The 25,526-nt window shown below is 65.5% G+C and carries 28 protein-coding genes; 12 read left to right on the top strand and 16 right to left on the bottom strand.

Translation table 11 applies throughout. The annotated features are described in order from the left end of the window. Positions 1-43: 43 nt before the first annotated feature. Positions 44-1,264, bottom strand: a complete 1,221-nt coding sequence (locus QM467_RS11825; protein ID WP_283366528.1) for a glycosyltransferase family 4 protein — start codon at positions 1,262-1,264, stop codon at positions 44-46. 48 nt (positions 1,265-1,312) lie between these two features. After that, positions 1,313-1,693, bottom strand: a complete 381-nt coding sequence (locus QM467_RS11820; protein ID WP_283366527.1) for a DUF423 domain-containing protein — start codon at positions 1,691-1,693, stop codon at positions 1,313-1,315. Between the two features lie 70 nt (positions 1,694-1,763). On the opposite strand from QM467_RS11820, the gene QM467_RS11815 reads away from it, so the two are divergent. Beyond that, positions 1,764-3,017 (top strand): glycosyltransferase family 4 protein, encoded by a 1,254-nt coding sequence (locus tag QM467_RS11815; protein WP_283366526.1) that lies wholly within the window; start codon positions 1,764-1,766, stop codon positions 3,015-3,017. A 13-nt stretch (positions 3,018-3,030) separates the two neighbouring features. Here the strand turns inward: QM467_RS11815 and QM467_RS11810 are convergent, their stop codons facing one another. From QM467_RS11810 to QM467_RS11795, 4 genes are all read right to left on the bottom strand, one after another. Next, entirely contained in the window at positions 3,031-4,203 is a 1,173-nt protein-coding gene (locus QM467_RS11810) for an acyltransferase family protein (protein ID WP_283366525.1), read from the bottom strand. 46 nt (positions 4,204-4,249) lie between these two features. Further along, positions 4,250-5,548 (bottom strand): O-antigen ligase family protein, encoded by a 1,299-nt coding sequence (locus tag QM467_RS11805; protein WP_283366524.1) that lies wholly within the window; start codon positions 5,546-5,548, stop codon positions 4,250-4,252. Next, positions 5,545-6,711, bottom strand: a complete 1,167-nt coding sequence (locus QM467_RS11800) for a glycosyltransferase (protein ID WP_283366523.1) — start codon at positions 6,709-6,711, stop codon at positions 5,545-5,547. Before QM467_RS11800 ends, QM467_RS11805 begins: the two co-directional genes overlap by 4 nt. A gap of 151 nt (positions 6,712-6,862) precedes the next feature. Further along, the gene (locus QM467_RS11795) at positions 6,863-7,423 is read right to left on the bottom strand and encodes a polysaccharide biosynthesis/export family protein (protein ID WP_283366522.1); all 561 of its coding nucleotides are present in this window, start codon (positions 7,421-7,423) and stop codon (positions 6,863-6,865) included. A 264-nt stretch (positions 7,424-7,687) separates the two neighbouring features. On the opposite strand from QM467_RS11795, the gene QM467_RS11790 reads away from it, so the two are divergent. Next, positions 7,688-10,219, top strand: a complete 2,532-nt coding sequence (locus QM467_RS11790; protein WP_283366521.1) for a Wzz/FepE/Etk N-terminal domain-containing protein — start codon at positions 7,688-7,690, stop codon at positions 10,217-10,219. 38 nt (positions 10,220-10,257) lie between these two features. Next, positions 10,258-10,737, top strand: coding sequence for a glutathione peroxidase (locus QM467_RS11785; protein WP_283366520.1), 480 nt, complete (start codon positions 10,258-10,260; stop codon positions 10,735-10,737). Here the strand turns inward: QM467_RS11785 and QM467_RS11780 are convergent. The 6 genes from QM467_RS11780 to QM467_RS11755 all read right to left on the bottom strand — a co-directional run bounded on the left by QM467_RS11780 (position 10,734) and on the right by QM467_RS11755 (position 15,841). After that, complete coding sequence (locus QM467_RS11780; protein ID WP_283366519.1) at positions 10,734-11,657, bottom strand: division plane positioning ATPase MipZ; 924 nt, start codon at positions 11,655-11,657, stop codon at positions 10,734-10,736. The genes QM467_RS11785 and QM467_RS11780 overlap by 4 nt on opposite strands. A gap of 66 nt (positions 11,658-11,723) precedes the next feature. Next, positions 11,724-12,926, bottom strand: coding sequence for an FAD-dependent monooxygenase (locus tag QM467_RS11775; RefSeq protein WP_283366518.1), 1,203 nt, complete (start codon positions 12,924-12,926; stop codon positions 11,724-11,726). A 63-nt stretch (positions 12,927-12,989) separates the two neighbouring features. Beyond that, positions 12,990-13,232 carry a zinc-finger domain-containing protein gene (locus tag QM467_RS11770; RefSeq protein WP_283366517.1) on the bottom strand — a complete coding sequence of 81 codons (243 nt, stop codon included), beginning with the start codon at positions 13,230-13,232 and terminating at the stop codon, positions 12,990-12,992. A 91-nt stretch (positions 13,233-13,323) separates the two neighbouring features. Continuing rightward, positions 13,324-13,821: a DoxX family protein gene (locus QM467_RS11765; RefSeq protein WP_283366516.1), complete on the bottom strand. Its 498-nt coding sequence runs from the start codon at positions 13,819-13,821 to the stop codon at positions 13,324-13,326. Positions 13,822-13,833: 12 nt separating this feature from the next. Next, entirely contained in the window at positions 13,834-15,501 is a 1,668-nt protein-coding gene (gene bufB, locus QM467_RS11760; protein ID WP_283366515.1) for an MNIO family bufferin maturase, read from the bottom strand. Between the two features lie 34 nt (positions 15,502-15,535). Beyond that, entirely contained in the window at positions 15,536-15,841 is a 306-nt protein-coding gene (locus tag QM467_RS11755; RefSeq protein WP_283366514.1) for a BufA1 family periplasmic bufferin-type metallophore, read from the bottom strand. A gap of 177 nt (positions 15,842-16,018) precedes the next feature. Between QM467_RS11755 and QM467_RS11750 the strand changes: the two genes are divergently transcribed. From QM467_RS11750 to QM467_RS11725, 6 genes are all read left to right on the top strand, one after another. After that, entirely contained in the window at positions 16,019-16,591 is a 573-nt protein-coding gene (locus QM467_RS11750) for a sigma-70 family RNA polymerase sigma factor (protein ID WP_283366513.1), read from the top strand. A gap of 5 nt (positions 16,592-16,596) precedes the next feature. Beyond that, positions 16,597-17,235, top strand: coding sequence for an NrsF family protein (locus QM467_RS11745; RefSeq protein WP_283366585.1), 639 nt, complete (start codon positions 16,597-16,599; stop codon positions 17,233-17,235). Between the two features lie 24 nt (positions 17,236-17,259). Next, positions 17,260-18,048, top strand: coding sequence for an alpha/beta fold hydrolase (locus QM467_RS11740; RefSeq protein WP_283366512.1), 789 nt, complete (start codon positions 17,260-17,262; stop codon positions 18,046-18,048). Positions 18,049-18,135: 87 nt separating this feature from the next. Continuing rightward, the gene (cysE, locus tag QM467_RS11735) at positions 18,136-18,966 is read left to right on the top strand and encodes a serine O-acetyltransferase (protein ID WP_283366511.1); all 831 of its coding nucleotides are present in this window, start codon (positions 18,136-18,138) and stop codon (positions 18,964-18,966) included. Positions 18,967-19,059: 93 nt separating this feature from the next. Next, complete coding sequence (locus QM467_RS11730) at positions 19,060-19,455, top strand: DUF3126 family protein (protein WP_283366510.1); 396 nt, start codon at positions 19,060-19,062, stop codon at positions 19,453-19,455. 7 nt (positions 19,456-19,462) lie between these two features. After that, on the top strand, positions 19,463-19,906 hold the full coding sequence (locus tag QM467_RS11725; protein ID WP_283366509.1) for a hypothetical protein: 444 nt from the start codon (positions 19,463-19,465) through the stop codon (positions 19,904-19,906). A gap of 1 nt (position 19,907) precedes the next feature. Here the strand turns inward: QM467_RS11725 and QM467_RS11720 are convergent, their stop codons facing one another. After that, complete coding sequence (locus tag QM467_RS11720; protein ID WP_283366508.1) at positions 19,908-20,579, bottom strand: hypothetical protein; 672 nt, start codon at positions 20,577-20,579, stop codon at positions 19,908-19,910. 113 nt (positions 20,580-20,692) lie between these two features. Between QM467_RS11720 and QM467_RS11715 the strand changes: the two genes are divergently transcribed. Beyond that, positions 20,693-21,223 (top strand): gamma carbonic anhydrase family protein, encoded by a 531-nt coding sequence (locus tag QM467_RS11715; RefSeq protein WP_283366507.1) that lies wholly within the window; start codon positions 20,693-20,695, stop codon positions 21,221-21,223. A gap of 80 nt (positions 21,224-21,303) precedes the next feature. Here the strand turns inward: QM467_RS11715 and QM467_RS11710 are convergent, their stop codons facing one another. Together QM467_RS11710 and QM467_RS11705 are read right to left on the bottom strand one after the other, a co-directional pair. Then, positions 21,304-21,909: a PilZ domain-containing protein gene (locus tag QM467_RS11710; RefSeq protein WP_283366506.1), complete on the bottom strand. Its 606-nt coding sequence runs from the start codon at positions 21,907-21,909 to the stop codon at positions 21,304-21,306. 118 nt (positions 21,910-22,027) lie between these two features. Further along, entirely contained in the window at positions 22,028-22,648 is a 621-nt protein-coding gene (locus QM467_RS11705; RefSeq protein ID WP_283366505.1) for a PAS domain-containing protein, read from the bottom strand. 433 nt (positions 22,649-23,081) lie between these two features. Here QM467_RS11705 and QM467_RS11700 point away from each other — a divergent pair, with 433 nt between their 5' ends. After that, positions 23,082-23,864: a rhomboid family intramembrane serine protease gene (locus QM467_RS11700; RefSeq protein ID WP_283366584.1), complete on the top strand. Its 783-nt coding sequence runs from the start codon at positions 23,082-23,084 to the stop codon at positions 23,862-23,864. A gap of 89 nt (positions 23,865-23,953) precedes the next feature. Then, entirely contained in the window at positions 23,954-24,385 is a 432-nt protein-coding gene (locus tag QM467_RS11695) for a CBS domain-containing protein (RefSeq protein WP_283366504.1), read from the top strand. A 31-nt stretch (positions 24,386-24,416) separates the two neighbouring features. Here QM467_RS11695 and QM467_RS11690 read toward each other — a convergent pair whose 3' ends face one another. Then, complete coding sequence (locus QM467_RS11690) at positions 24,417-25,439, bottom strand: patatin-like phospholipase family protein (RefSeq protein ID WP_283366503.1); 1,023 nt, start codon at positions 25,437-25,439, stop codon at positions 24,417-24,419. Positions 25,440-25,526: the final 87 nt, after the last annotated feature.

Here is a 25,526-nt window from a genome sequence, read left to right as displayed (position 1 = left end):
AAGATAATCATCCGCGCCGCCGCGGCAATCGGCAAATGCGAATTTACATCCCTGCGCCTGATCGCGATGGGTCGCGATCGGGGATTCCCTCGCATAAGCGGCCAGCTCCGAGGGGCTGGCGCTTTTGCGATGATCTCAGGAAAGGGGCCGCGCGGGCGAGTTCTTCGTCCACGATTCCCTTGAACGCCGTGCGGAAAGCCTCGGCGGAGAAGCGTTCGGCGTTGGTGCGGCAGTTTTCGGGCGTGAAGCGGCCGGCGGCGGCCTCGAAGCGTCCCACGGCCTCGACAATGGCCTCTTCGCTCTGGCTGTCGAAGAAAATCCCGGTCGGGCTTTCGTCCGCCAGCCCGCTCACGGTCTCCAGCGCGCCGCCGCGGCCAAAGGCGATCACCGGCGCGCCACAGGCCTGGGCCTCGACCGGCATGATGCCGAAATCCTCCTCCGCCGCGAAGACGAAGGCCTTGGCGCGGCGCATGTGGTCGCGCAGGGCCGCGTCGCCGAGATAGCCGAGCACGGTGATATTCGAGGTCGCGAGCCGGCGCACCAGCGGCAGTTCCGGCCCGTCGCCGATGACGATCAGCTTCTTGTCCGGCATGCGGGCGAAGGCGCTGACGATCAAGGCCATGCGCTTGTAAGGCGCCATGCGGGAGGCCGCGAGATAGAAGTCCTCGCGCTGCGCGGAGAACGGCATGGCGGCGACATCGACCGGGGGATACACGACATCGGCCTTGCGGCGATAGACCTTGGCGATGCGCCGCGCGATATAGGCCGAATTGGCGATCATGCGCTCGGGGCCATTGGCGGTGCGCAGGTCCCAGATGCGAAGGTAATGCAGCAGCAGCCGGGCCAATGCCGAGCGAACGCCGCGCGTGAGGCCGGATTCGACCAGATAGGTGTGTTGCAGGTCCCAGGCGTAGCGCATGGGCGAATGGATGTAGGAGATGTGGATCTGGTTCGGCCCGGTGATCACGCCCTTCGCGACGGCGTGGGACGAGGAGATGACCAGATCATAGCCGGAAAGGTCGAATTGCTCGATCGCCAGCGGCATCAGCGGCATGAACGAACGGTGGCGGGTCTTGGCGCCCCAGAGGTTCTGCAGGAAGGAGGTCGTGACCTTGCGGCCGCGCAGCATGTCGTCCTGGCCGGGCGGCAAGGCGCAGATCAAGGTGAACAGATCGGCCTCCGGATAAAGCCGGAGGATTTCCTCCACGACCTTTTCGGAGCCCGCGCGCGTCACCAGCCATTCATGAACAATCGCGACTTTCATCCCGGACCCGTGGGTGGAGCGGCTGGGACGATAACGCCTCGCCGTTAATTAACGGTAGCGCCGCGAAAGCCCTGTCATTCCAGCGAGAAACGCGACGAGCCAGCCTAGGATCAGGATCGTTCCGCCGGTCGGCGCGGCCATCGGAAAGAGGCGCGCGCCGCGCAGCGTCAGCAAGGCGACGTCGGACGAAAACAGCGCGGCTCCCACGGCGAGGGCGACGGCCGAGGCAAGCCAGAGCCGGGCGACCGGTTCGCCTGGCCGCGCGCGGGGCGTCAAAGCGAGCAGCGCCGCCGCATGGGCCAGCAGGATCAGGGCGACGGCGTTCAGATGCTCGCCGCCCGGCAGATGCGCCGCGGCGGCCGCCGCCGCGACGCCGCAAGCTCCGAACAGGCCTGCGCAAGCATTAAGAACGCCGAGGGCTTTATTCATGTCCAATTAGCCTTCCGAAAATTCTTGTCAGCGATAATCCGCGCACCAACGCCGCGCGGCGGGAGCATTCATGAGCGAAACGGGTTCCTGCATCAATATCGTCATCGCGATCGATCACGCCTCGATCACGGGCGGGCAGGCCAAGGTCGCGCTCGAAAGCGCGCTCGGGCTGAAGCGTGCGGGCTACAACCCGATCGTCTTCGCGGCCGCCGCGCCGGTCGATCCGCGCCTCGCCGAGGAAGGCGTGGAGGTGGTCTGCCTCCACCAGCCCGATCTGCTCGGCAGTTCGTCCAAAGGCGCCGCCGCCGTGCAGGGCGTGTGGAATTTCCATGCCGCCGCCGAAATGGGGAGGCTGCTTGACCGCCTGCCGCGCGAAAACACCATCGTCCACGTGCATGGCTGGGCCAAGGCCCTTTCGGCCGCCATCGCGCAGCCGATCAGGCGCTCGGGCCTGCCAGCCCTTTATACGATGCACGAATATTTCATGTTCTGTCCCAATGGCGGCTTCTACAATTTCCCCGACAATCATGTCTGCAAGCTGGAGCCGCTCTCAGCAGCCTGCTGGGCGACCCACTGCGACTCCCGCGCCTATACGCAGAAGCTCTGGCGCAACCTCCGGCAGGTCGTGATGGAGCGCGTCGCCGGGCTGCCCCGGACCTTCGAGGATTTCATCCTGATCTCGCGCTTCCAGGCGGGGGTGGTGTCGCGGCGACTGCCGGAGGGCGCGCGCGTCCATTCCGTCTCCAATCCGATCGATTGCCTCGATCTGGGCCGCAAGACCACGCCAGCAACTGGAAATTTTCTGTTCGTCGGGCGGCTCTCGACCGAAAAAGGCCTGTTCCTCTTCGCGGAGGCCGCGCGAAAGGCGGGCGTCACGCCGGTTTTCGCCGGCGACGGTCCCGCCGCCGCGCAATTGCGCGAGAGATATCCGGAGGCGCGGCTGCTGGGCTGGAAATCGGCCGGCGAGATCAAATTGCTGATGCGCCGCGCGCGCGCGCTGGTCTTTCCGTCCCTGTGGTACGAGGGCCAGCCGCTGACCGTGCTGGAGGCCAAGGCCATGGCCACGCCCGTCATCGTCTCCGACGGCTGCGCGGGCCGCGAGGAAGTTGATGATGGCGAGACGGGGCTGTGGTTCGAGAGCGCCAATGTGGAGTCGCTGGCGCGGGCTCTGGTCAAGGCCAAGGACGATGCTCTCGTGGCGTCGATGTCGGACGCCAGCTATGACCGGTTCTGGGTCGACCCGCCGACGCTGGAGCGTCATGTGAGGCGCGTCGGCGCGATCTATCACGAGATACTCGGGCGGCGCCGCGCGACGGCGGCGTGATCCAGCGCCGCTTTCAGCTCACGCGCGCCCCTGCCTCGCTCAGATTCGGCGCGGGTTCCCTGACCAGATGCCGCCGGAGGCTCAAGGCCGGCTTTTCGATGAAGATCCATGAGGACATGGCGAATAACGCCGTCGCGCCGATCACCAGCGGCAGGATGATCGCATATTGGGTCAGATGGCTGAAATCGCGCAGGGCGGGCAGAAGGAAATAGACCGAGGCCTGCGTCAGCGGAAATCCATAGAGATAGGTTCCGTAGGACAGATCCATTTTCAGCAGCCGGTCGAACCAGCCAAAGCCCGCCATGCCGATATAGACCATGCAATAGGCGAGGAAGACGCCCGCCACGCATTGCAGGACTCCCAGCAGCATCAACGCCCAATAAACCCCCGCCGCCCCGAGGAAAAAAAGCGGATGGAGCGGGATCAGGTCGGCGTTTGCGAAAAAAGCCGCCCCCACGACGAACAGAAAGACGATGAACCAAGGCGTGAAATGGGTCGAATCCGCCCTGACCGGGAGGAGGTCGGGCGCCGCTATTTCCAGAAGCTGGAACGCGATCAGGGCCGCGAGCGTGAGCGCGCCCAGCAGCCGCCTTTTGCTGGTCAGTCCGCTGGCCAGCATCGCCAGCATGAGCAAATAGCAGCCAAGTTCGGGCGGCAGCGTCCAAAGGTTGGCGTTGACGAGATCGGGCCAGGGATTGTGGAGGAAGACTCCGGGCAGCGTGAAAGTCACTTCTCCGACGATATTGCCGAAATAGCGAAAAAACTGGGGATCGCTGAAATAGGCCCTGAGCGGCAATTCCGTCACGAGCGGCCCGAGGATCAGCGCCGACAAGGCGACCTCGACGGAAAGCGCCGGCAGCAGGCGCAGCGCGCGATTGCCGAAAAACGTCTTGATGTCCGGGGCGCGCGCCGCGCTTGCGAAGACCAGAAATCCGCTGAGCGCGAAAAAGAGCCCGACCAGTGAAAAAAGGGCGGGCCGGCTCAATTCCACCAGCAGCAGCCCGGGCGAAAGATGAGAGGATAGCTGCTCGCCGATGGGAGCGCCTTTCACATAACCGGGCGTCGCGCCTTGCACGCCGAAAACGGCGATGCGGCAATGATGCGCGACGATGATCAGCGAAAGGGCATGCCGGAGGAAGTGAAATCCCGGACCAATGCCTTTGTTGGCGATGAGATCTTCATTCAACCATCTCAGTTTCAACGGCATGGCGCACCTGAACCCGATCTTGCTGCTAATGCGGGATCTGTTCGGCGCCCGGCAGCTCCGGGCGCTCGCCAGCTTGCGCGAGGCCTTCGCGCAACCAGCGTTGCCGGGCGGCCTCGATGCCCCACACGGCGCCGAGCGAGACGTAGAACATGCGCCAATGGTCGATATCGATCTGGAGGCCCTGCATGAAAAACACGAAGGTCGCGGCAAAGAGCACCTGCGCCGGGCGCATGAAGGGGTGGCGCGTCAGGCATTGGCGGAAGCCGACGAAAAAGGTCGAGAACGCCAATGCGATGAAGGCGAAGCCGCCGAGCCAGCCGTTCGAGGCGAAGGCGTTGATATAGGAATTATGCGGCTCCAGCCCGAAGGTCAGGCGGAAGCGCAGCGGCCCGAAGCCGTTGGGCAGGTCGAATAGCATCGGGATCGAACGGAGCTGGTTGCCGAAACGCCCGTTCGGGCCGCCGTCGTAATCCTGCGTCAGGGCCGCGCGCTCGAAGAAGAAGTCGCGCACGCTTTCAATGCTGAGCGCGCCCATCAAGCCGATCGCGCCGATGACAAAAACCGCTGACGCGCCGGCCATGATGCGCAGGCGCAGGGCGCGGCTGTCGGTGGTCTTGAACAGGAAGGCGACGACCATGACGAGGGACACGATGGTCGCCCCCCAGGAGCCGCGCGAAAAGGTCAGAAAGAGCGCGGTGACGATGAGGGCGAGGCTCGGAACGACCAGCCACGAGCGGCGGGTTCGGCCCAGCAGCAGGAGCTGCACCAGATAAAGCACGCCGGTGACGAGATAGGAGCCCAGCACATTGGGGTCTTTGAACGGCGCCATGGCGCGTCCGCTCAGCGTCCAGTCGCTGTCGTCGCCCAAGGCGCCGGACCAGCCGGCGACCGCAATCACCGCCGCGAGGACGCAGGAGGCCGCATAGCCGTTCAGCAGCAGTTCGGCGCGCCGCGAGGTCTCCTGCGACAGGAAAAGAGCGAAAAACAGGCCAGTCGTGGTGATGAACAAGGTGTGATGCATGAAGCTGACGGGGTCTTCCTCATGCCAATAGGGGATCAGCGCGATGTAGCCGCCAAGCGTCCAGAGCGACAGGAACAGCGCCATGGGCAGGATCGCGCGATGCACGGTGAAGCCGCCGGCCGCCCAGAGCGCGATGGTGATCAGGATCAGGATGTCGTAAGGCGAGGGTTCGATGAAGACCACCGAGCCGCTGAACATGGTCAGCCAGAAGAAGACGTTGAGAAGCTTGCGGTAATCGAGGCTCCAACGCAGGGCTGCTCGGGGCGCAGCCAAATCGGCCCCGGTGAAGTCGGCGCCGGTCATGGCTTCGCCTCGGCGAGAGAGGGGCCGTCCCGGCGCGCCAGCGCCAGTTCATAGGCGGCGAGAATGCAATCCGCCATGACCTTGACGCTGAAATGGCTCGCCACATGGCGCGACAGAACGGCGCGCTCGGCCGCCGCCTTGGCCTCGTCCTGGCCCAACGCGGCGAGCATCGCGCGGGCCAGCGTCTCCGGCTGGTCGCGCGGGACCAGCTTGTCGCGCAAGGGTCCGAAAATCTCGCCGACGCCGCCAACATCGGTGGCGATGACGGTCTTGTCGGCGGCGATCGCCTCCATCACGATATAGGGCAGGGATTCGGCGCGACTCGGCGCCACCACGATCCGGCCGAGCGTGAAGGCGTCGCGCGCCGGCAGCACGCCGTAAAATCCGACATGGGCGTTCAGGCCCAATTGTTCGACGAGGGCCGCGAGCTTTTGGGATTCGCAGCCCGAGCCGACGACGACCAGCCGCGGCGTCGCCTGGCCGCCCGCATGGATCGCGGCGAGAGCCTGGATCAGCACGTCGACGCCCTTGAAGCTCGAAAGCTCGCCGACATAGACGAATTCCGCGCCGTCCAGTCCCGCCGGGGCGGGTGCGAATTCCTCCGGCCGCAATCCGTTCTTGGCGACGCATTGCAGCGCCCGTGTAGGGCCGACGCTCGCGGCATAGCGCCCGGCGATGTAATCGCTCTCGAACAGCAGCAGGTCGGTCCGGCGCGCCGCCAGCCGTTCGACCGCGAGATAGAGATCGTGGCCGCGCCGGGGATGAAAGCTGCCGCCATGCGGCGTATAGACCCGCAGCGGGCGCCCGGGGCAGGGCAGGAAGCGGGTCGCCCGGGTATAGAGGCCGCCCTTCGAGCCGTGGCCGTGAACGACGTCGGGCCTCAGCCGCCCGATTTCGCGCCAGACGCGCAGGATCGCGGCGACGTCGCCGGGATGCGGCTCCCGCCGCATGGGAATGCGCGTCGCGCCGAGCCGGAGCGCGGGAGCGAGCCGCGCGAGCTGGCTCCTGGCCTGTTCGCCGCCGGTGGTCGAGTCCATGATCAGGCCGACTTCATGGCCGCGTCGCGCCTGCTCCGACGCGAGGTCCAGAACATGCCGAAACAGGCCGCCGACAGGCGCCCGCAACACATGCAGGATGCGTAAGCTCCGCTCGCGAGGATTCATGAGGCCCGGATTCCACAATCCCGCCTCTTGTAGCCGACGAATCTTAAAAAAGAGGCCCGGCGTCTCGGAGGCGGAAAGGGCGTTTCCACAAAGCTCACGTCAATGATGATAATATATCTGTAACTTACTGATATTCATAAAAAAATGTCTATCAGAAAAACCGCTCCTGAATGTAGATCGTGTCGCCGGGGCGGATGGGCATGTTCATCGGAGCGTCTGCTGTGACGGTGCGGCCGTCCCGGGTGCGGGTGATCTGGGCCATGTCCTTGCGGGCGCGCGGGGTATAGCCGCCAGCAATCGCCACGGCGGTTTCGACGCTCATGCCGTTGACGAAGGGATATTGGCCGGAGGTGGTCACTTCGCCGAGGATGAAGAAGGGGCGGTAGGCTTCGACCTCGACGGAAACGCGCGGCTCGCGCACATAGCCGTTGCGCAGGCGCGTCTCGATCTCGCGGGCGAGTTGGGCGGGGGTGCGGCCCGTCGCGGGCACGACGCCGATCAGCGGCATGGCGATCTGGCCAGAGCTGTCCACCGCGAAGGAATTGCTGAGCGAATCCTGGCCAAACACGATCACGCGCAGCCGGTCGCCGGGGCCGAGCGTATAAGGCGTGTCCGCATAGGCTTGGAAGCCCGCCGGATTCCGGCGCGCATCGGCGCAACCCTGGAGCAGGGCCGACAAGGCGAGACAGACAATGAGCAGGGATCGGCGCATTTTTTCGACCTGAATCGGCGCCGCATCGCCGCGGCCACGTCGAGAACCTAACCTTTCATGGTTAACAAAGCTTTGCCTTTAACGTTTTGAACAGCTTTCCAATTCCGGCGGGCTGTTTGCTAACAATCGGAAAGGAAATGGAAAATTCGGCCTGTTGGTTTGTGTGCGGCGCAAAAACTCGCCGGTATGCGCAATCCGAACCTTTTGGTTAACCTGACCTCAACCATGCGCCCCTAGATTTTCGCATGGTTAATGGAGTGTGCGATGGGCGCGCGGGAATTCGATTCTGAGGCAGTCGGCGGACGTGGGGAAATCGACCTCAACGGCGTCACGGCGGCGCTCGGCCGCAACAAGCGGCTCATTGCGCAGGCGACGCTCGGCGCCGCCGCGGCGGCGCTCCTGTTCTGCCTCGTGGTCAGCCCGCGCTATATGGCGGAAGCGCGCATCCTCGTCGAAAATCAGGAAAGCTATTTCACCAGCGCGGCGCCCGAAGGATCGCGCGACGCCAATGCGCCGCAGGATTTCGACGCCGAGGCGATCAACAGCCAGATCCAGCTTCTCACGTCGCGCGATCTGGCCCGCAAGGCCGTTCAGAAGCTCGGCCTCAAGGGCAATCCGGAATTCGATCCCGACGCTTCCTTCCTGTCCTCCCTGATGCGTCCGCTGGCCTTGTTCGGGCTGGGCGGGAGGTCGCTCGACCAGCAGCCCGACGACCGCCTGCTGACCAATTTCATCGACCATCTCACGGTGATGTCGCCGTCCAAGACGCGCGTGCTTCAGATCGAGTTCACCTCGCGCGATCCGGACCTCGCCGCGCGCGGCGCCAATGTCGTCGCCGAACTTTATATCGACCTGAAATCGCAGGCGAAGCGCGAGGGCGCCCACCAGGCCGCGCAAGCGCTGCGGCCGCTGATGGGCTCGCTCGAGACGCGCGTCGCCGAAGCCGACGCCAGGATGGAGGCGTTCCGCGCCCGCACCGGCCTCTATGAGAGCAGCGAAAACACCTCCGTGCCGACCCAGCAGCTGGGCGAGATCGCGACCAAGCTCGCCGAGGCCCGCGCGGCGCAATCGGAGGCCGAAGCCAAGGCGCGCGGCCTGCGTGATCTGCTGAAACAGGGCCGCCTTGGCGACGCCGGCGAAATTTCCAGCAATGATCTGGTGCGGCGAATCGCGGAGCAGCGCGTCGCGGTGCGTTCTCAGCTCGCGCTGGAATCGCGGACGCTGCTGCCCGCCCATCCGCTCATCAAGGGCCTTGAGGCGCAATTGTCGGATATTGAGACGCAGCTTCGCGCGGCGGTTGAAAAGGCCGCGCGCGGCCAGGACAATGACGCCCGCGTCGCCGCGACCCGGGTCGCCAATCTCACCGCCCTGCTCGAAGAGCAAAAGGGCGCGGTTGGCGCCTCGAACGCCGACGCCGCACAATTGCGGGAGCTGCAGCGCGACGCCAAGATCCTGAAGGACCAACTCGCGAGCGTCGCCGCAAAATATCAGGCCGCCCTGTCGCGGGACGTCGCCGATTCGGCGCCGCCGGACGCGCGCATCATTTCCCGCGCTCTGGCGCCGAGCCAGCCGGTCTTCCCGAAGAAGCTGCCGATCACGATTTTCGGAGCGATCGCGGGCCTGTTCTTCTCCTCGGCCTATGTCGTGGCGCGGGAGCTGTCCGGCGAACGGGCGCGAACCGAACCGAAGCGCGAGCGCGCCCGGATCGAGCCGGAAAGCGAAAAGAGGACTGTCCGGGCCGCGATCAAGCCGGCGCTTGCCCCCGAGCGCGAGATCGCCGCTCCGGCGAAGGCGTCGCCCGGCGAAGGCTTCGGCGCTCCTTCGGGCGCGGCCTCCGCGCCGGAGCCCGTCGGCGATTCCACGATCGCGGGGCTGAAAAAGGCTGTTTTCGGCTTCGGTATGGAGCGCCCCCCTATCGAAAAGACCAAGGCGGACAGCTTGCTGATCCGGGTCAAGCAGGCCGTGTCCGAATATGCGGCGCCGGCCAAAACGCTCGCTCCAGCCGCGTCAAGCGAATCGCGGCCTGCGCCCACGCTCCGGGAAACGTCTGCGCCGGCCCGGATCGCGCCTCAAGCCGAGCCGCAAATTGTCGCTAAGGCCACGGTCCCGGCAGCGCCTCAAGCGGTCGCGCAGGTTGCGCCCGAGGCGGCGGTCGAGCCCGAGCCTAAGGCGGCGCCCGACGTCATGGTCAAACTGGCGCCGCGTCCGCGCAATGCGGCCTCGCGCGCCCTTGTCGAGCGGATCTCGGCCGCCCGCGCCGGCGGCGGGGCCAAGGTTCTGGTCGCCAGCGCCGCCGAATCGGCCTCCGCCTGCGCCAGCCTCGCGCTCGCCCGCGCCATGGCGCGAGAGGGCCGCGCCATTCTGGTCCAGATCGACCATGCCGACGCATCCCTTGCCGACGCCCTCGCGTCCGCCGACGGCCGCGACGAATTCGATGAGGCCCAGCCCGGCCTTGCGCAATTGCTGCATGGCGAAGCCTCCTTCGCCGAAGCGATCTATCGCGACGGCGCCTCGCGCCTGCACATCATCCAGTCGGGTGGCGCGGTCGGCGACGAATCCGGCGATCTCGACCTGATCCTCGACGCGCTGCAATCGACCTATGATTTTGTGCTGGTCGCGTCGGGCTGGAACTCGGAGGCGGCGCGGATTTCCGCCGATGCCGACCTGACCGTGATTTTCGCGGAGGACGGCACCGCGCGCGATTTCCTGCACGACGATTTCGCTGCGGCGGGCGCCCGGGCGATTCTGCTCGCCGGCGTCGATTCCCTTGGTGAAATCGTCGAAATGGCGGCATGATCCGCGGCAGGACATATTGCCTGCCGGGAGAACGCATGATGACCGAATTCGCCGATATCGAAGTCCGCACCATCGACGGCGAAAACAAGAAAATGGCGGATTACGACGGCAGGGTTCTGCTGATCGTCAATGTCGCCAGCAAATGCGGCTTCACCCCGCAATATGCCGGGCTGGAGGCGCTGCAGCAGCGTTTTTTCACGCGCGGCTTCGATGTTCTGGGCTTTCCCTGCGACCAGTTCGGCCATCAGGAACCGGGCGACGAGGTGGAAATCAAGAATTTCTGCGAGTTGAATTATGACGTCAGTTTTCCGCTGTTCGCCAAGATCGAGGTGAACGGCGCCAACGCCCATCCGCTCTATCGCCATCTCAAGAAGGCGGCGCCGGGCCTGCTTGGCACCGAGGCGATCAAGTGGAATTTCACCAAATTCCTGGTCGGGCGGGACGGCAAGGTGCTGAAACGCTATGCGCCCAATGACAAGCCCGAGGACATCGCGGGCGATATCGAGAAGGCGCTTTAGTCGTCCTTCTTGGCCGTCAGTTCGCGGTAATAGTTCGAGATGGCCTCGAACCAGACGTGGCGCGATTCGAGATAATCGGCGCCCTCGGCGCGCGAGGGCAGGCGGAGGTCATTGACCAGCGTCGCAATCTCGCGCCGCGCCGATTGCTGCGACGGCGTGAGGTTGTGGCTGGCCTCCTCGATGGCGTCCATCGCCGTGAGGCCGAGCGGGAACAATTCGCGGAAAATGACGCGGTCATGGAGGCCTTCGGCGACGCGGAACTGCAATTCCACCGCAAGCTTGCGCAAGGCGTTGTCGACCTGGCGGGCGTTGTTGGTCTGCAGGGTCGCGATGCGGTTGCGCACCAGAACCCAGTCGATCAGGCCATTATCCACCAGGCGGCGCTTGCGCCGGGCCTCGAGGACGATTTCAGCATATTGCGCGACGAGGCCGCGCTGCCCGCGGTCGTGATGGACGCGCGTGAGCACGTCCATGTCGATGAAACTGTCGTTCATCGGCGAGATCAGGGTGTCGGCCAGCGAATGGGCGAGCCGCATCAGGTAGGAATCGCTTGCCGGCGTGTCGATCACGACGAATTCGTAATCATGCTCAACCTCGCCGATGGCTTCGGCGAAAGTGGCGAATTCGGCAGTTTCATTTTCCTGGGTGTTTGACGACTCGCCGCGCTCCGGCGCGAAATGCTTCGGCAGCTCGACCTTCCAGGGCGCGGTGCGGGCCCAGGAGGCGCGGTTCTGGAAAAAGCGCGTCAGGGTCTGCTGGCGGGTGTCGAGATCGATGGTCGCGACGCGATAGCCGGCCTTGAGCAGCGCCACCGTGAGATGGATCGACATGGTGGACTTGCCGGAGCCGCCCTTTTCATTGGCGACGACGATCACATGGGCGGCGCGCAGCTCCGGCGCTTCGGCAGAGTCATGGGTCATGTGGCTCTCTCGCGTCAGGCGCAGGTCCTTAGACTGATCGCGCTGCGCCCGCAAGGCTTGGCGCCGTCAGGCTGCGTAAATCCAGTTCTGGCGGGCGCGCAGCCGGCCGGGGCCGGCGAGGCGCAGCACCACATCGCGCGCAAAGGCCTTGGCGCCAGATAGATGATAGATTTCGCCCTGGGCGCGCGAGGCTTCCTGGATGCGGCGGGCGCGGGCGGCGCGCGAGGCCGAATAGGCCTGCAAGGCGGCGGTCGGGTCGTCCGGACTGGCCGCGACCGAGGCCGCGAGCGCGGCGGAATCTTCGATCGCCTGGGCAGCGCCCTGCGCCAGATAGGGTAGCATGGGATGGGCGGCGTCGCCGAGCAGGGCGACCCTGCCGCGCGACCACGAATCGATCGGCGGCCGGTCGAACAGCGGCCAGCGCATCCAGGCGTCGCCGGCGGCGATCAGGTTCTGGGCTTCCTTGCACCAGGTCTTGAAGCGGTTGATGAGGAATTTGCGATCGCCGACATTGTCCCAGAAATCGGGATCGGCGCCTTCGCTTTCGCCGCGCCAGGCGTCCTCGACCAGCGCCACCACATTGACGAAGGCGCCGCCGCGCAGCGGATAATGGACGAGATGCGCCCTCTCGCCGAACCAGAGATTGGAGGCGCTGCGCCGGAAGGGTTCGGGCAGGCTGGCCGCGGGCAGCACGGCGCGCCAGGCGGTGTGGCCCGTATAGGCGGGCTTGTCGGCGTCGCCGCCGATGAGCCGCCCGCGCACCATGGAGCGCACCCCATCAGCGCCGATCAGCGCGGCGCCCGACGCGCGACGGAATTCGCCGTCGAAGCGATAGGTGGCGGCCACGCCCTTCTCGTCCTGAATATAGCCGGTCAGGGTCGAATCATTGCTGATCTCGATCAGCGGCTCCCGCCGGGCCTGCTCGACCAATGCGGCGAGAAGATCGGCACGGTGGACGGCGATATAAGGCGCTCCCCAGCGTTTCTCAGCGTCTCCGAGCGGGATCTTGGTCAGATCGGCGCCGTCGGAGCCCCGGCGGAGCCGGACGTGATCGGGCACGACCGCGCGCGTCATCACGGCGTCGAGCACGCCGAGCGCCCGCAAGATGCGGCTGGCGTTGGGGGAAAGCTGGAGGCCGGCGCCGACTTCGCGGAAAGCCGAGGCGCGCTCAAGCAGCAGCGAAGGCTGGCCGGCCTTGGCCAGCGCCAGAGCAGTGGTAAGACCGCCGACGCCGCCGCCCGCGATCACGAAAACTTGTTGCGAAGTCACTTGCGCACTCCCGCGGCGCGGAAATTCCCGCGCACCGCCTCAGGCCGCTCTTTAGGCTGCTCTTCAGGCCGCTTGGGCCGGGGCTTCGCATTCCGCAGGATCGGCATGGCCGTGCAGGGAGGCGTCATAGACGTAAAGCGTCGAGCAATAGGGGCAGATCGCCTCGGAATCCGAGCCGATGTCGATATAGACATGGGGATGGTCGAAGGGCGGCAGTGCGCCGATGCACATGAATTCCCTGGCGCCGACGCGAATTTTCGAAAGTCCGGGCTGGTTGTGGAAATGCGGAATGGCGTGGTCCGACATGGGTCTCGATCCGATGGGAGGCGGCGCTGGCGCTCAATGCGCCGCACCATAATCAATGCCGCCGGCTTTGTGTAGGGGGCTCGCGGCCCGGTCAGCTTCCCCGTTTGGCCAAGGAGCTTCCAAAGGCCCGTCCGATCAGCGCGTCGAGCGAGAACGCGCCCGGCCCGTGGACAAGGATGGCGAGGGCGGTCGCGGCCCAGATCAGATGGAAATTGGCCCAGCCCTCGGGCGCGGTAAGCTGGATGATCGCGGTCATGCCCAGCAGGCCCAGCGCGGCCAGACGCGTTCCAAACCCGAGAACCAGCAGGATCGGCAACAGAATTTCCATGCAGCCCGAGGCGAAAGCCATCGCATGTGGGGCAGGGAAGGCATATTCGCCGCCGAACAGGTGCAGCTTGAATTCGTCTGAAAACAGCGCGTCGGCGCTGTCGCTCAGGTTCAGGAAGCCGTCCCATTTGGTCAGGCCCGAACGATAGAACGGCACGGCCAGCGCCACGCGCAGCGCAAGTTGCGCGAAATTGACGAAAGTGGGCTTCACAGCCCGCCAATAGGGCAGTTCAAGCGGATAATTTGCGGTCAGCGCGCTCATGGAGATCTCCCCTTAGATTTGAGTGTCAGAGATGAAATCGACGAAGGCGCCGGCCTGGGTCAAAGCGACGAGGGTCGCGCCGAAATCGAAATGGACTTCCACTCGCGCGCCAGCCTCCGAGGCCTTGGCCAGCGTCGCGCCTTTGGCGCAGGCGTCGAGGAAGGCGGCGGCGCCGGGCGAAATCGCGATCAGCCGGGCTTCGGCCTGAGGCCGTAGGACGAGAATCGTTTCGGCGCGCCAGTCGTCGATTGCCCGCGCCTCCGGGTCGCGCAGGACCAGCAGCGGCCAGTTCGACGCCACCACCGCCACGGCGGGATGCATTCTGGCGCGAGTCGCGCCGATCCGCGCCGGATCGAGCGTCGCGAGCCGCGCCACATCGCAAGGCTCGGCGTCTTCCGCGCGCAGCGCGCGCAGGCAGGCCCAATCGAGGCGCGCGACATCCGGCAGGTAAGGCGTTTCCTTGGCGCCGTGTTCCGACAGGAAATCCGCGACGAAATCGGGAAAATCCTCGCCGTAATCACCCAGAATGGGCGAGTGTGGCGGATTTTTGCGAGCGAAGGCGCGGGCGAGCCCGGAAAAGGCGTCTTCGCCCACCAGTTGCAGCACGGTCGGAAATTGCTCCTTGAGCGCGCCGATCTCCGCCACGGCGGAATTATTGCGATAGACCGCGAAACGCGCCTCCGCGTCGCAGGGCGCGAACAGCGCCGGGACGGGCGCCTCGGGGTCCCGCAGGGCCGTCGCGAAAGCGGCTTGCCAAACATCGCTGGCCGGCGCGGCCTCGCTTTTCGGCTCGATCCGCCCCTCGTGACGGGGGAGCGGGCTGCGGGCGTCAAGCGTCCTGCGCGCTTTCAATGTCTCGCCGAGCAGGACAGGCCAGTCCGGAATATTATTGTCCCATTCGATCAGGGTGGGGCGTGGGCCGGCGCGCGCGATCACATGGCGATAGAGCGCCCAGACCTCGTCGGCGACCGGGCCGCCGTGATCGTCGATCAGGAAGGCGCCGTGGGCGTCGCGGGACTCGGCATGGCCGGCGAGATGGATTTCTCCGACCCGCTCCAGCGGAAATGCGTCGAGATAGTCTTCGGCGTCGAAGCCGTGGTTGATCGCGCTGACATGGACATTATTGACGTCGAGCAGCAGGCCGCAGCCGGCGATCTCGCAGAGTTCGCGGAGAAATTGCGGCTCGGACAGGGCGTCGCCCCGGAAGCGTAGATAGGTCGCGGGATTTTCGATCAGGATTTCGCGACCCAGCGCCTGCTGCACGGAGTCGATCTTGCCCGCGACGCGGCGCAGCGCGGCTTCGTCATAGGGCAGGGGCAGCAGGTCGGGAAAGGCGCGGCCGGAAAAGTCGCACCAGGCGAGATGTTCGGAAACAAGCGCGGGCTCGGTGCGCGCCACGACCTTTTTCAGCCGCGCCAGATGGTCGCGGTCGAGCTTTTCCGTGGAGCCGAGCGATAGGCCGACGCCATGGACTGAAATCTCGTGACGTTCTCGGATCGCGGCAAGCCAGCGATGATTCGGCCCGCCCGCGTTCACGTAATTCTCGGCGTGGATCTCGAAGAAGCCGATATCGGGCCGCGCCGCCAGAATCTCCGCATAATGCGCCGGCTTCAGCCCCGCGCCCACGCAGTTTTCCGCGAGAGCAGGCTTTGACCGGCGAATTTCGGCGAAAGCATTCATGGCGACGCGCCTCCTCAAATCACAACTTCGAAAATCACGACTTCGAACGATCACGGTCGAGCGCGGTCAGCGAGCCGGTGCGGCCGCCCGGAAGCTTCATGGCTTCGCAGGTTCCCTTGGGCACGAATTTCCAGCTATTGCCCTGATAATCGATCGCGGAGGTTCCGGCGCAGGTCGTGCCGGCGCCCGCCGCGCAATCATTGGCGCCCTTGAGGGCCACGCCGAAACATTTTTCCTGCTTGCTTTCGGCCTTGGCCGGAACGGCGGCGAGGGCCGTCATCAGCGAGGCGGCGAGCGATGCCGAAACGACGAGATCGCGGGTCATGCTGGATTTGCTCATCAAGAAATCTCCTTTGCTGGGGCAGGCTTGTTCGCCTGTCCAACCATACGCGGGCCGCGCCATGCCGTTACGCCGGATCGCAAAAAAAGTCGCTCCGCGAGAAAAAATCGCGCCGGCGTGCAATTGCGACGTTTCCGTTGTAACAATCCGCCGCCCTCGCGCGAAGATGAGTATTGGATGCCGGATTTGCTGGCGCAGGATCAGGAATGGAGCGCCGCCATGCGCGCCGCCTTGGCGGGCGACGGCGCCGCTTACCAGCGCCTGCTCGCCGCCCTCGCGCCTTATCTGCGCAATCTGTGCCGAAAGGCCTGCGCGCGCGCCGGACTTTCGGCGAGCGAGGCGGAGGACGCGGTGCAGGAAACCCTTCTGGCCATTCATCTCAAGCGCCACACCTGGGATTCCAGCCAGCCGCTGACGCCCTGGCTTTCGGCCATCGCGCGCAACAAGGTCATCGACATGATGCGCCGCCGCGGCCGCCGCGCCGAGACGGATATTGCCGATTTCGAGAATGTCCTCGCCGCGCCGCCGGAGGCGGAACATGTCGAGCGAGAACTGGAGCGGCAGGACGCCCTGCGACTGCTCGATCAATTGAGTGGGAAGCAACGCGAGGCGATTCAAGCCGTGTCGATCCGCGGCGAAAGCCTGCGCGACGCGGCGAAAAATCTGGGGGTCACCGAAGGGGCCCTGCGCGTGTCCGTTCATCGCGGGCTCAAGGCGCTGGCGGAGCTCTATCAAAAGCTGAGTGATTGACGAAGATGAAGACCGAGGACCTCATCGCCGCGCTGGCGGCGGACAACGACACGAAAGCCGCGCCGATGTCGCGCGCCTTCGCGCTCGACCTCGCTTTGGGCTTTCTCGTCTCCGCGATAGGCTTTTTTCTCTTTCTCGGCCTGCGCGACACCTTCTTCGCCTCGCTCGACCAGCCGCGTTTCCTGTTCAAATTCGTTTTCACCCTGACCATGGCCTTCACGGGGCTGGTCCTGACCTGGCGGCTGTCGCGTCCGGGCGTCGCATCCGGGTTGGCGCGGCGCGCGGTCCTGCTTGCGCCTGCTCTGGTCCTGGCTGCTTGCCTGGCCGAGATGGCCAGCGTCCCGGCGGACCAATGGGGCGCGCGCCTGATCGGCCATAACGCCGTCCATTGCGTGACGCTCATTCCCCTGATGGCGCTGGCGCCGCTGGCCGGCCTGTTCCTGGCGCTCAAGCATGGCGCCCCGAGCGATCCGCAGCGCGCCGGGGCGGCGGCGGCCTTCGCGGCCTCGGGGCTCGCAGCGACGCTTTACGCCATGAACTGCCCGGACGACTCGCCCTTCTTCGTCGCTGTCTGGTATATGATCGCGACATCGGTCGTCGTCGCCCTCGGCTGGTTCGCGGGCGGACGTCTGCTGCGCTGGTAGGCGCGGCGCGGACAGGATTCGTGCATGCAGGAATTTTCCTCCGACGGGGTGCGCCTCGCCTTTCTCGACTTCGCCCCGACGACGGCGGACAAGGGCGAGCCGATCCTCCTCATCCACGGCTTCGCTTCGAACCACGGCGTGAACTGGCTTTTCCCGCAATGGGTCAAGACCCTGACCCACGCCGGACGGCGCGTGATCGTGTTCGACAATCGCGGCCACGGGCGCAGCGAGAAGCTGTATGATCCCGCAGCCTATTCGCCCTGGATCATGGCCGCCGACGCCGTCAATCTGCTCGATCATCTGGGCATCGCCCGCGCCGATGTGATGGGCTATTCAATGGGCGCGCGCATCGCCGCCCACATGGCCGCCGCTTCGCCGGAAAGGGTGCGGGGGCTTGTGCTGGCGGGGCTTGGGATCCATCTGGTGGATGGAGAAGGGCTTCCGGCGGGCATCGCCGACGCCATGGAGGCGCCGTCGGCGGAGGGCCTGACCGACCCGATGCAGCGCATGTTCCGCGTCTTCGCCGAAGCGACCAAGAGCGACCTGCGCGCTCTGGCCGCCTGCATGCGAGGCTCGCGCCACGCCTTGAGCGCGGACGTGGTCGGGACGATCGCGACGCCGGCGCTGATCTGCGTCGGTTCCGAGGACGATGTCGCCGGCGATCCTGAGCCGCTGGCGCAGATGATGCAGAACGCGCGCGCCCTGGTCATTCCGGGGCGGGACCATAACCGCGCGGTGGGCGACAAGGTCTATAAGGAGGGCGTGCTCGCCTTTCTGGACGGGCTTTCGGCCCACGGGCCCGGGAAGGCCTGAGAAGGGTTGAGGGGGCGGCGACAGCGGCTTCCTGGCGTGGTAAATTGGGCTTTGGGAATATTCCGCGCGTGCGGAAGGGAGAATGTCATGACGACGACCGGCAATGTGCGGACGCTGCACAAGACCGAATCCGATCCGGTCTTTGCGCAGATCCGGCGCGAGGCGGAGGAGGCTCTGCGGCGGGAGCCGGAGCTCGGCTCCTTCCTGGCGGCGTCGATCCTCAACCATACGACGCTGGAGCAGGCGGTCGGCCATCGCCTCGCCTCGCGCCTGTCCCATCCCGATTTCCCCGGCGATCTGATCCGCCAGAATTTCCTCGACCTCGCCGCGCGCGATCCCTCGCTGGGCGTCGCCATCCGCGCCGACATCCTGGCCGTGGCCGACCGCGATCCGGCCTGCCAGCGGGTGATCGAGCCGGTGCTCTATTTCAAGGGCTTCCATGCCCTCCAGTGCCATCGGCTCGCTCATTGGCTGTGGAACACGGGGCGCAAGGATTTCGCTCTTTATCTGCAAAGCCGTTCGTCGTCGGCCTTCCAGACGGACATCAATCCGGCGGCGCGCATCGGCAAGGGCGTTTTCCTCGATCACGCCACGGGCCTCGTGGTTGGCGCGACGGCCTTGATCGAGGACGACGTGTCGATCCTGCACAGCGTGACGCTGGGCGGCACCGGCCATGAACGCGGCGACCGCCATCCCAAGATTCGGCACGGCGTGCTGATCGGCGCCGGCGCCAAGATCATCGGCAATATCGAGATCGGCCATTGCTCGCGCATCGCGGCGGGGTCGGTGGTGCTGAAGCCGGTGCCCCCGAATGTCACGGTCGCGGGCGTGCCGGCCCGCATCGTCGGCGCCTCGGGCTGCGCCGAGCCCGCGCGAGAGATGGACCAGATTCTCGCCGCCAAATCTGAAGAGGAATGAATCCGCGCTTATCCCGGTAATATCTTCTCGCCCCTTGCGCGGCGCGCGGCTTTTTGGCAAGCCTCGCGTCGAAACCGCGGACGGAGACGGGTCTTGGACAAGAGCGAATTGCGCAAATTGCAGGAATTCCTGCGGAACGCCTTCGGCGCGACGGGAATCAAGGTCGGGCTGGATCCGAAGGACACCGAACAGGCCGTCGTCACGTTCGGCGAACGCCAGATCGGCAAGATCATCGTGGATGACGAGGACGGCGACCGTTCCTTCTCGTTCTCGATGAAAATCCCGGTCGAGCGTCCCGTGCTGCAGGAATATCTGCGCCGGCTGTTCGACAATGAAGAACTCAAGGTCGTCGCGCGCGTGAAGAAGACCGATTCGGTCGAACTCAACCGGGGCGACGATTTCCTCGGCGTGATCTCCGCCGACGATCCCAAGGGCAAGTCCTATACCTTGCAGATGGCGATCCTCGATTTCGATCTCGAAGATTTGTGAGATCGTCGTGAGAGCGGCGACGTTCCGGCTGTTCATTCTGGCCGCGGCGCTCGCCTCCATGGGGCCAGCCACCACCGGGCCAGCCTTGGCCGAAGCGGCGTGCCCCGTCAGCGACGATGAGGCCGCCAGGGCGGGCGGCTATGCGGCGGCGGTCGAGAAGGCTATCGCCGGCGCGCCGGACTGCCTGACGGCCTATCGCCGCCTCCAGCTCTGCCAGCTCGGCTCTTCGGCGGACAACGCTCTGGGCGACGCCGCGCGCGGCAAATGCGAGGCTCTGTTCCTGCCGAAAGCCCGGCCGCCGGTCAAGAAGGCCTATGGCGCCGCGCTCAAGCGCTGCGACAGGATCGCGGAAGGCAATACCGGCTCGATGTATCAATCTTTCGCGGCGCTGTGCCAGGCGCGCGCCGCGCGGGACTTTGCGCGCAAGGCGGGCGCCACATTGGCGAAATGACTTAAGGCGCTTTGGCCGAGTGCGCCTCGCCCTGCGTTTTGGCGGAGTGCGCGAGCTGCAGGAGGTTGGCGCGCAGATGCTGCCAGTCGGCCAGCCAGACCGGGTCGAAGCGCATCTGGATCATGAGTCCGTCGGTGCGAAACTCGCTGAGGCAGGCGTCGGGCAGGCCATCGGAGGGAATGCGCGGACGCTGGCAGCGGGCGAAAAAGTCCTCGCCATCGGGCGGCGCCAGATAGAGGTCCTCGCCGGCATAGGGCGAGTTGTCCTCGTAGCGGCGGCGCAGCAGGCCGCCTTCCGTCACCTGCGCCTCGGGAGCGAGAAAAGGCGCATAGCGTTCGGCGGGCGGGGCGTTCCGGTCGAGTGTCGGGGCGGCCGTCAGGGTGAGGAAAATCTGGGTGCGGCCCTTGTCGTCGACTTCGCCGGCGGCGGGCAGGCGGGCGGGCGTCGCGGCGGCGGGCGCGAAATCCGGCGCCCGCACCACGAGATCGACGCGGTCCGGCTCGATGGTTTCCGGCAATCGGACATAGGATGAGGCGAAGCGCAGGCGCTGTCCGCCAATGTCGAAGGTTAGCGTCTCGGAGGGCGGCGGCGCAGGCCAGAAGCGCCAGACCACAAGGCCGACGATCATCAGGACGCTGGGCGCGAGGCCGAGAATGAGAAGAGTTTTGCGCAAGCGGATCGTGCGTTAGGGGCAGCCCAAAGGCGGAAGAAAAAGCGCGGGCTTTTTTGCCTTAGCCATTTATCTTGGAGCCGATAATCTTGCGCTTGGCAAGGGAGTCTTGATTGATGAGTCTTTATTCGCTCGACGGCGTTTCGCCGGAACTGCCGCCGGAAGGCCGCTATTTTGTCGCGCCCGACGCCAATCTGATCGGCCGCGTGCGGCTGCGCGAGGACGCCAATGTCTGGTTCGGCGCGACCCTGCGCGGCGATAATGAATGGATCGACGTCGGCGCGCGGAGCAATATCCAGGATCTATCGGTGCTGCACACCGACATGGGCTGCCCGCTGACGATCGGCCCGGACGTCACCATCGGCCATGCGGTCATCCTGCATGGCTGCGCGATCGGGGAGGGCAGCCTGATCGGTATGGGCGCGACCATCATGAACAACGCCAAAATCGGCAAGTTCTGCATCGTCGGAGCCAACGCGCTGGTTCCCGAAGGCAAGGAGTTTCCCGATTATTCGCTTATCGTCGGCGCGCCGGCCCGCGTGGTGAAGCAGATCGACCCGTCCGCGACGGAAGGGCTCTTGAAGAGCGCGCGGCACTATGTCGAAAACGGCCGTCGCTATGCCGCCGGGCTGGTGAAGGTCGACTAAGGTTAAGGGGCGAAGGCGCGGGCAGGGACCCAAGCCATTTCTCACAGCAAAGGCGCGGACCAAGTCCCGCGCCATTCCTGTCAGAGAATGACGTTCTCGTCGAACTGGTCGAAAGACAGCGGCAGCGCGAATTCCAGCGCCATGCCCTGGTCAAACACGCGCACGATCCGGGCGCGCCGGCGGCCGATCTGGATCATGGCGCCCATGCGTCCCTGCTTGGCGCAGGTGACGGCCGCGCCCGAAACGGAAATATCGACGATCTTCGCGGGGATGGAAGTCTTGTCGCCGAGGCGGATGACCGTATTGACTTCCTTGGGCACGATGCGCTCGTGGCGGCGGTCCTCGGGCAGGCCGAGCGTCTTGCGGTTGATGAGCCAGGTCAGCTGGTTGACCAGCTTCTCGCGCTTTGCGGACGGCAGCAGCGCCGTCATGGCGAAGCCATGTTCGAAATGGCGGACAATCACGCCTTCGATTCGTCCGAGGGCGTCGAAATAAGCCACGACGCGTTCGCCCACGGCGCCGGCGACGGGCGCGGTCAGGGATAGGCCGCCAACGGAAATATCAATGGTCTGGCAGGGAAACTCGCGCCGGTCCTCCAGCATGTAGCGGCCGAGCAGCGCCAGTTTCACGCGCGCATGTCGGCGGCGCTCCTGGGGCTTGGCGCTCAATTTCCGCTGTAACTGCATAGGGCTCGCCGGACTGTCGCTAATGTTGCCGGCAACTATAGGATCGAGCCTGTTAATTCATTGTTACAGCCGAGGTTTCGGTATTCATCCGCGGCTCTCCTGAAAACCTTCGGGCGCGTCAATCCTCGCGTCCGCCCGGGATGAGGAAGAAGGAATGGCGCCGGGCCTTGGGACGGCGGGCCAGATCGCCGGGCCGCAGCTCCTCGCCGCCCTCGCGCCGCGCGAACATGGGCAGCATGGCCGCCTGCTCGTCTCCGACGAAGCGCATGGCCGCGAGGCCGAGGCAATTGACGCGGCGCAGGCCGAACCAGGCGGGGAGGGCGGTTGGCGTCAGCATGCCCAGCACCCGGGCGTGCGTCTTGCCGTGGTGGCGAAGCGGCAGCAGCAGCAGTTCGAGATGGATGGCGCGCGCGTCGTCCGGCTCGGCGGTCAGGCCTGCGACGACAGGACGCACGCCGTCGATGACCGCGGAAATCATCTGCTGCGCCGCCGCCTTGTCGTCCGGCGCGAACAGATCGACAAAGGAGCGGCCCTTCTGCTCATCGAGAAACAGCGCATTGAGCCGCGTGCCGGAGATGCGGACGGGGAACAGTCGCGCGTCGTCCACCTCGAGGATCATGGTGTCGGCGAGGATATGCCGGATGGCCGAGGGGTCGATCTCCTCGCGTTCCGGCGAAAGCCGCGCCCCGCGCAAATGGTTCCAGTAGCTGTAGAGCTCTTGCGTCGCTGCCTGTCTCATTTTGTCGCCCGTGTTCTTTTCTGGGTCGATTGTGATCGATTGCGGGCCGGAATCCCGGCTACGATCGCTTTCCCTCGGGACAGTGCGAAGTTCGGGCCGCGGCCGCGTTTTCGCCAGCGGCCGTTAAGCTTAATGAATTGCTCATGTTGCAAAGTCGTTAGGACTTTGGCAATATCTTCCCATGCGAACGACGCGGCGGCGGATAAGCGACCCGGGTGACGCGACGTTCGAGTTAAACGCCTATGCTTGGTTTCTGGACAATTTCGACACCGCCGCGCTCTTGCTCGGGACAGGCGGAAAGTTGAAGCGCCGGAATCGCGGACGAGACCGCAAGCACGCCGCACAAGCCTGACGGTTAATACCGTTACAGAAGGGGAGAGCTCGCTCCAGCTCTCCCCTTATCTTTTTGCCGCGAGAAGGGAACCATTCCGTGATGCGCGAACGCGCCCGCGAGCCGATCTTCAACATTCCCTTCGTCGTCGTCGTCCTTCTGGCTGTCCTGATCCTGATTCATGTCGCGCGCGCGCTGCTGTCGCCGGAGGCCGATGTCGGAATCGTGGCGACCTACGGTTTCGTGCCGGCGCGGTTCGGCTTTCTCATCGATCAGCGCGCCGTGCTGGATCACCTCACCCAGCTCGCCCGCGAGTCCGAGCTCGACGCCCAGATCGGACAGTTCTTCCTGACCTACGCTCCGGCGGACCAGGTCTGGATGACGCCTCTGTCCTACGCCTTCCTGCATGGCGACAAGACCCATCTCATTTTCAATTGCGTCTGGCTGGCCGCTTTCGGCTCGCCGGTGGCCCGGCGCTTCGGCGCGGCCAATTTCCTGCTGCTCGGCGTGGTCGGAGCCGTCGCCGGGGCGGCCGTCTATCTCGCCCTGCATATGACCGAAGCGACGCCCATGGTTGGGGCCTCCGCGGCGATCTCGGCCTATATGGGGGCGGCGGCGCGCTTCGTGTTTCAGCCGGGCGGCTTCGCCCGCCCGGACTCTGACGCCGCGCCGGAACCGCCGCCGCTCGCCTCGTTCCGCGCCATGCTGGCGAACCGGCAAGCGCTGGCTTTCGTGGTGTTCTGGTTCGTTTCCAACCTTCTGGTTGGCCTCGGGGCGCAGAGCTTCGGTGTCTCGCAGGCGCCCATCGCCTGGGAAGCCCATATTGGCGGCTTCCTCGCCGGCGTCCTGCTTGCGCCCCTGTTCGACCAAAGGCGAAAGGGCTGAGCGCCCAGCCTTCGCTTGCGCTTGGCGGCGAACCGGAGCATCCTTGCGGCAAAGACGGGGATAATCCCGCACCATACCGGAGGATCTTCATGAGCGTCGCACTCATTCTCGCCAGCAAGGGTCACGACGTGACCACCATCCAGCCGCATCGGACGATGCAGGAAGCCGCCGCCACGCTTGCCGAAAAGGGCATTGGCGCGGTGATCGTCACCGGCGGAGACGGCGAAGTGCTGGGCATTCTGTCGGAACGCGACATTGTCCGCGCCGTCGGGCGCCATGGCGTCGCCGTCTTGCAGGAATCCGTGTCCAAATTCATGACCAGCAAGGTGGTCACCGCCCGGATGGACGAGGCGATCGACACCATCATGGAGCAGATGACCGCTGGCCGCTTCCGCCATTTGCCGGTGATTCACAACGGCCGCCTCGCCGGGGTCGTCTCGATCGGCGACGTCGTCAAGCATCGGCTGGACGCGATCGAATCCGAACATCGCGCCATGCGCGAATATATCGCGAGCGCCTGATTTTTCCGCGCCCCGTCGGGGCGGGAGATGCTTACGCCGTTTTGACCGGGTCGCGGCTCTGGCTTTCCAGCGCCGCGACGTCTGCTATGTCGTTGAGAGCGCGCCGCGCCGCCTCGCGTCCGAGCGTGATCAGTTCGTCGGCGCGGTGAAAATCGAAGAAGCCGATCTTCGACAGCCGGGCGCTGATCAGAACGTCCGGCGGGTCACCGGCGAGGCGCGACCGCGCGATCCTGTCCTGCGTGATGTTGAAAGCGTCGAGCATGGCCGCGGCTATGCCGGGCGCGCCATTGGCCCCGCGCCCGAACTGGCGGTGCAATTGCCGCGCTTCCGACACATGTTTGGGAGGCGGCGCAGGATCGGCGTTTTCCTTGTGTTCGGTGGCCATGCCGGCGGCGTCCGCGATCAGCGAGCCGCGATAGGCGGAATCGCCGACCAGATTGACGGCGATCACCAGTTCGGCGCCAAGCGCCCGGCACAAAGTCACCGGCACCGGATTGACCAGCGCGCCGTCGAACAGCCAGCGATTGTCGATGCAGAGCGGCTCGAACACGCCCGGCATGGCGTAGGACGCGCGGATGGCAGAGACAAGGTCGCCCCGGCGCAGCCAGACCTCGTGACCGGCGCCGATTTCCGTGGCGACGGCGCCGAAGACGATCGGCAAGTTCTCGATCCGCCGACCTTCCAGCTCGCGCGAGAGTTCGTCGCGAAGCTTGCCGCCGGAAATCATGCCCGCGCCGGAAAAGGACAAGTCCATCAAGGAGAACACCCGGCGCTTGGTCAGCGAGCGGGCGAAAGCTTCCAACGCCCCAAGGCGCCCGGCCGAATAGCATCCTCCGACAACCGCGCCGATCGAAGCCCCGGCGATGACGTCGATGGGCACGCCCCGCGCCTCAAGCTCCTGCAAAACGCCGATATGGGACCAGCCGCGCGCCGCGCCGGAGCCGAGCGCCAAACCGATGCGCGGGCGTCGTCGGGGCGTTGCAGGTCCGCCGCCGCTCGCGGCCGAGAAGCTTTCGCCCGATTTTTCGAACGTCTTCCAATTAAAACCGAACATGGGCCGGTCCTCAATTGAAACATCCGCCTGGATTGGCGCTCACTCGCAAAAAACGCGCCGCCGGGCCGCGATGGTTCTTCTTTTATG

The sequence above is a fragment of the Rhodoblastus sp. 17X3 genome (assembly GCF_030056575.1).
GTDB lineage: Bacteria > Pseudomonadota > Alphaproteobacteria > Rhizobiales > Beijerinckiaceae > Rhodoblastus.
The sequence above is the reverse complement of the archived record's forward strand: the minus strand, read 5'-3'. Positions and strand labels throughout refer to the sequence as shown.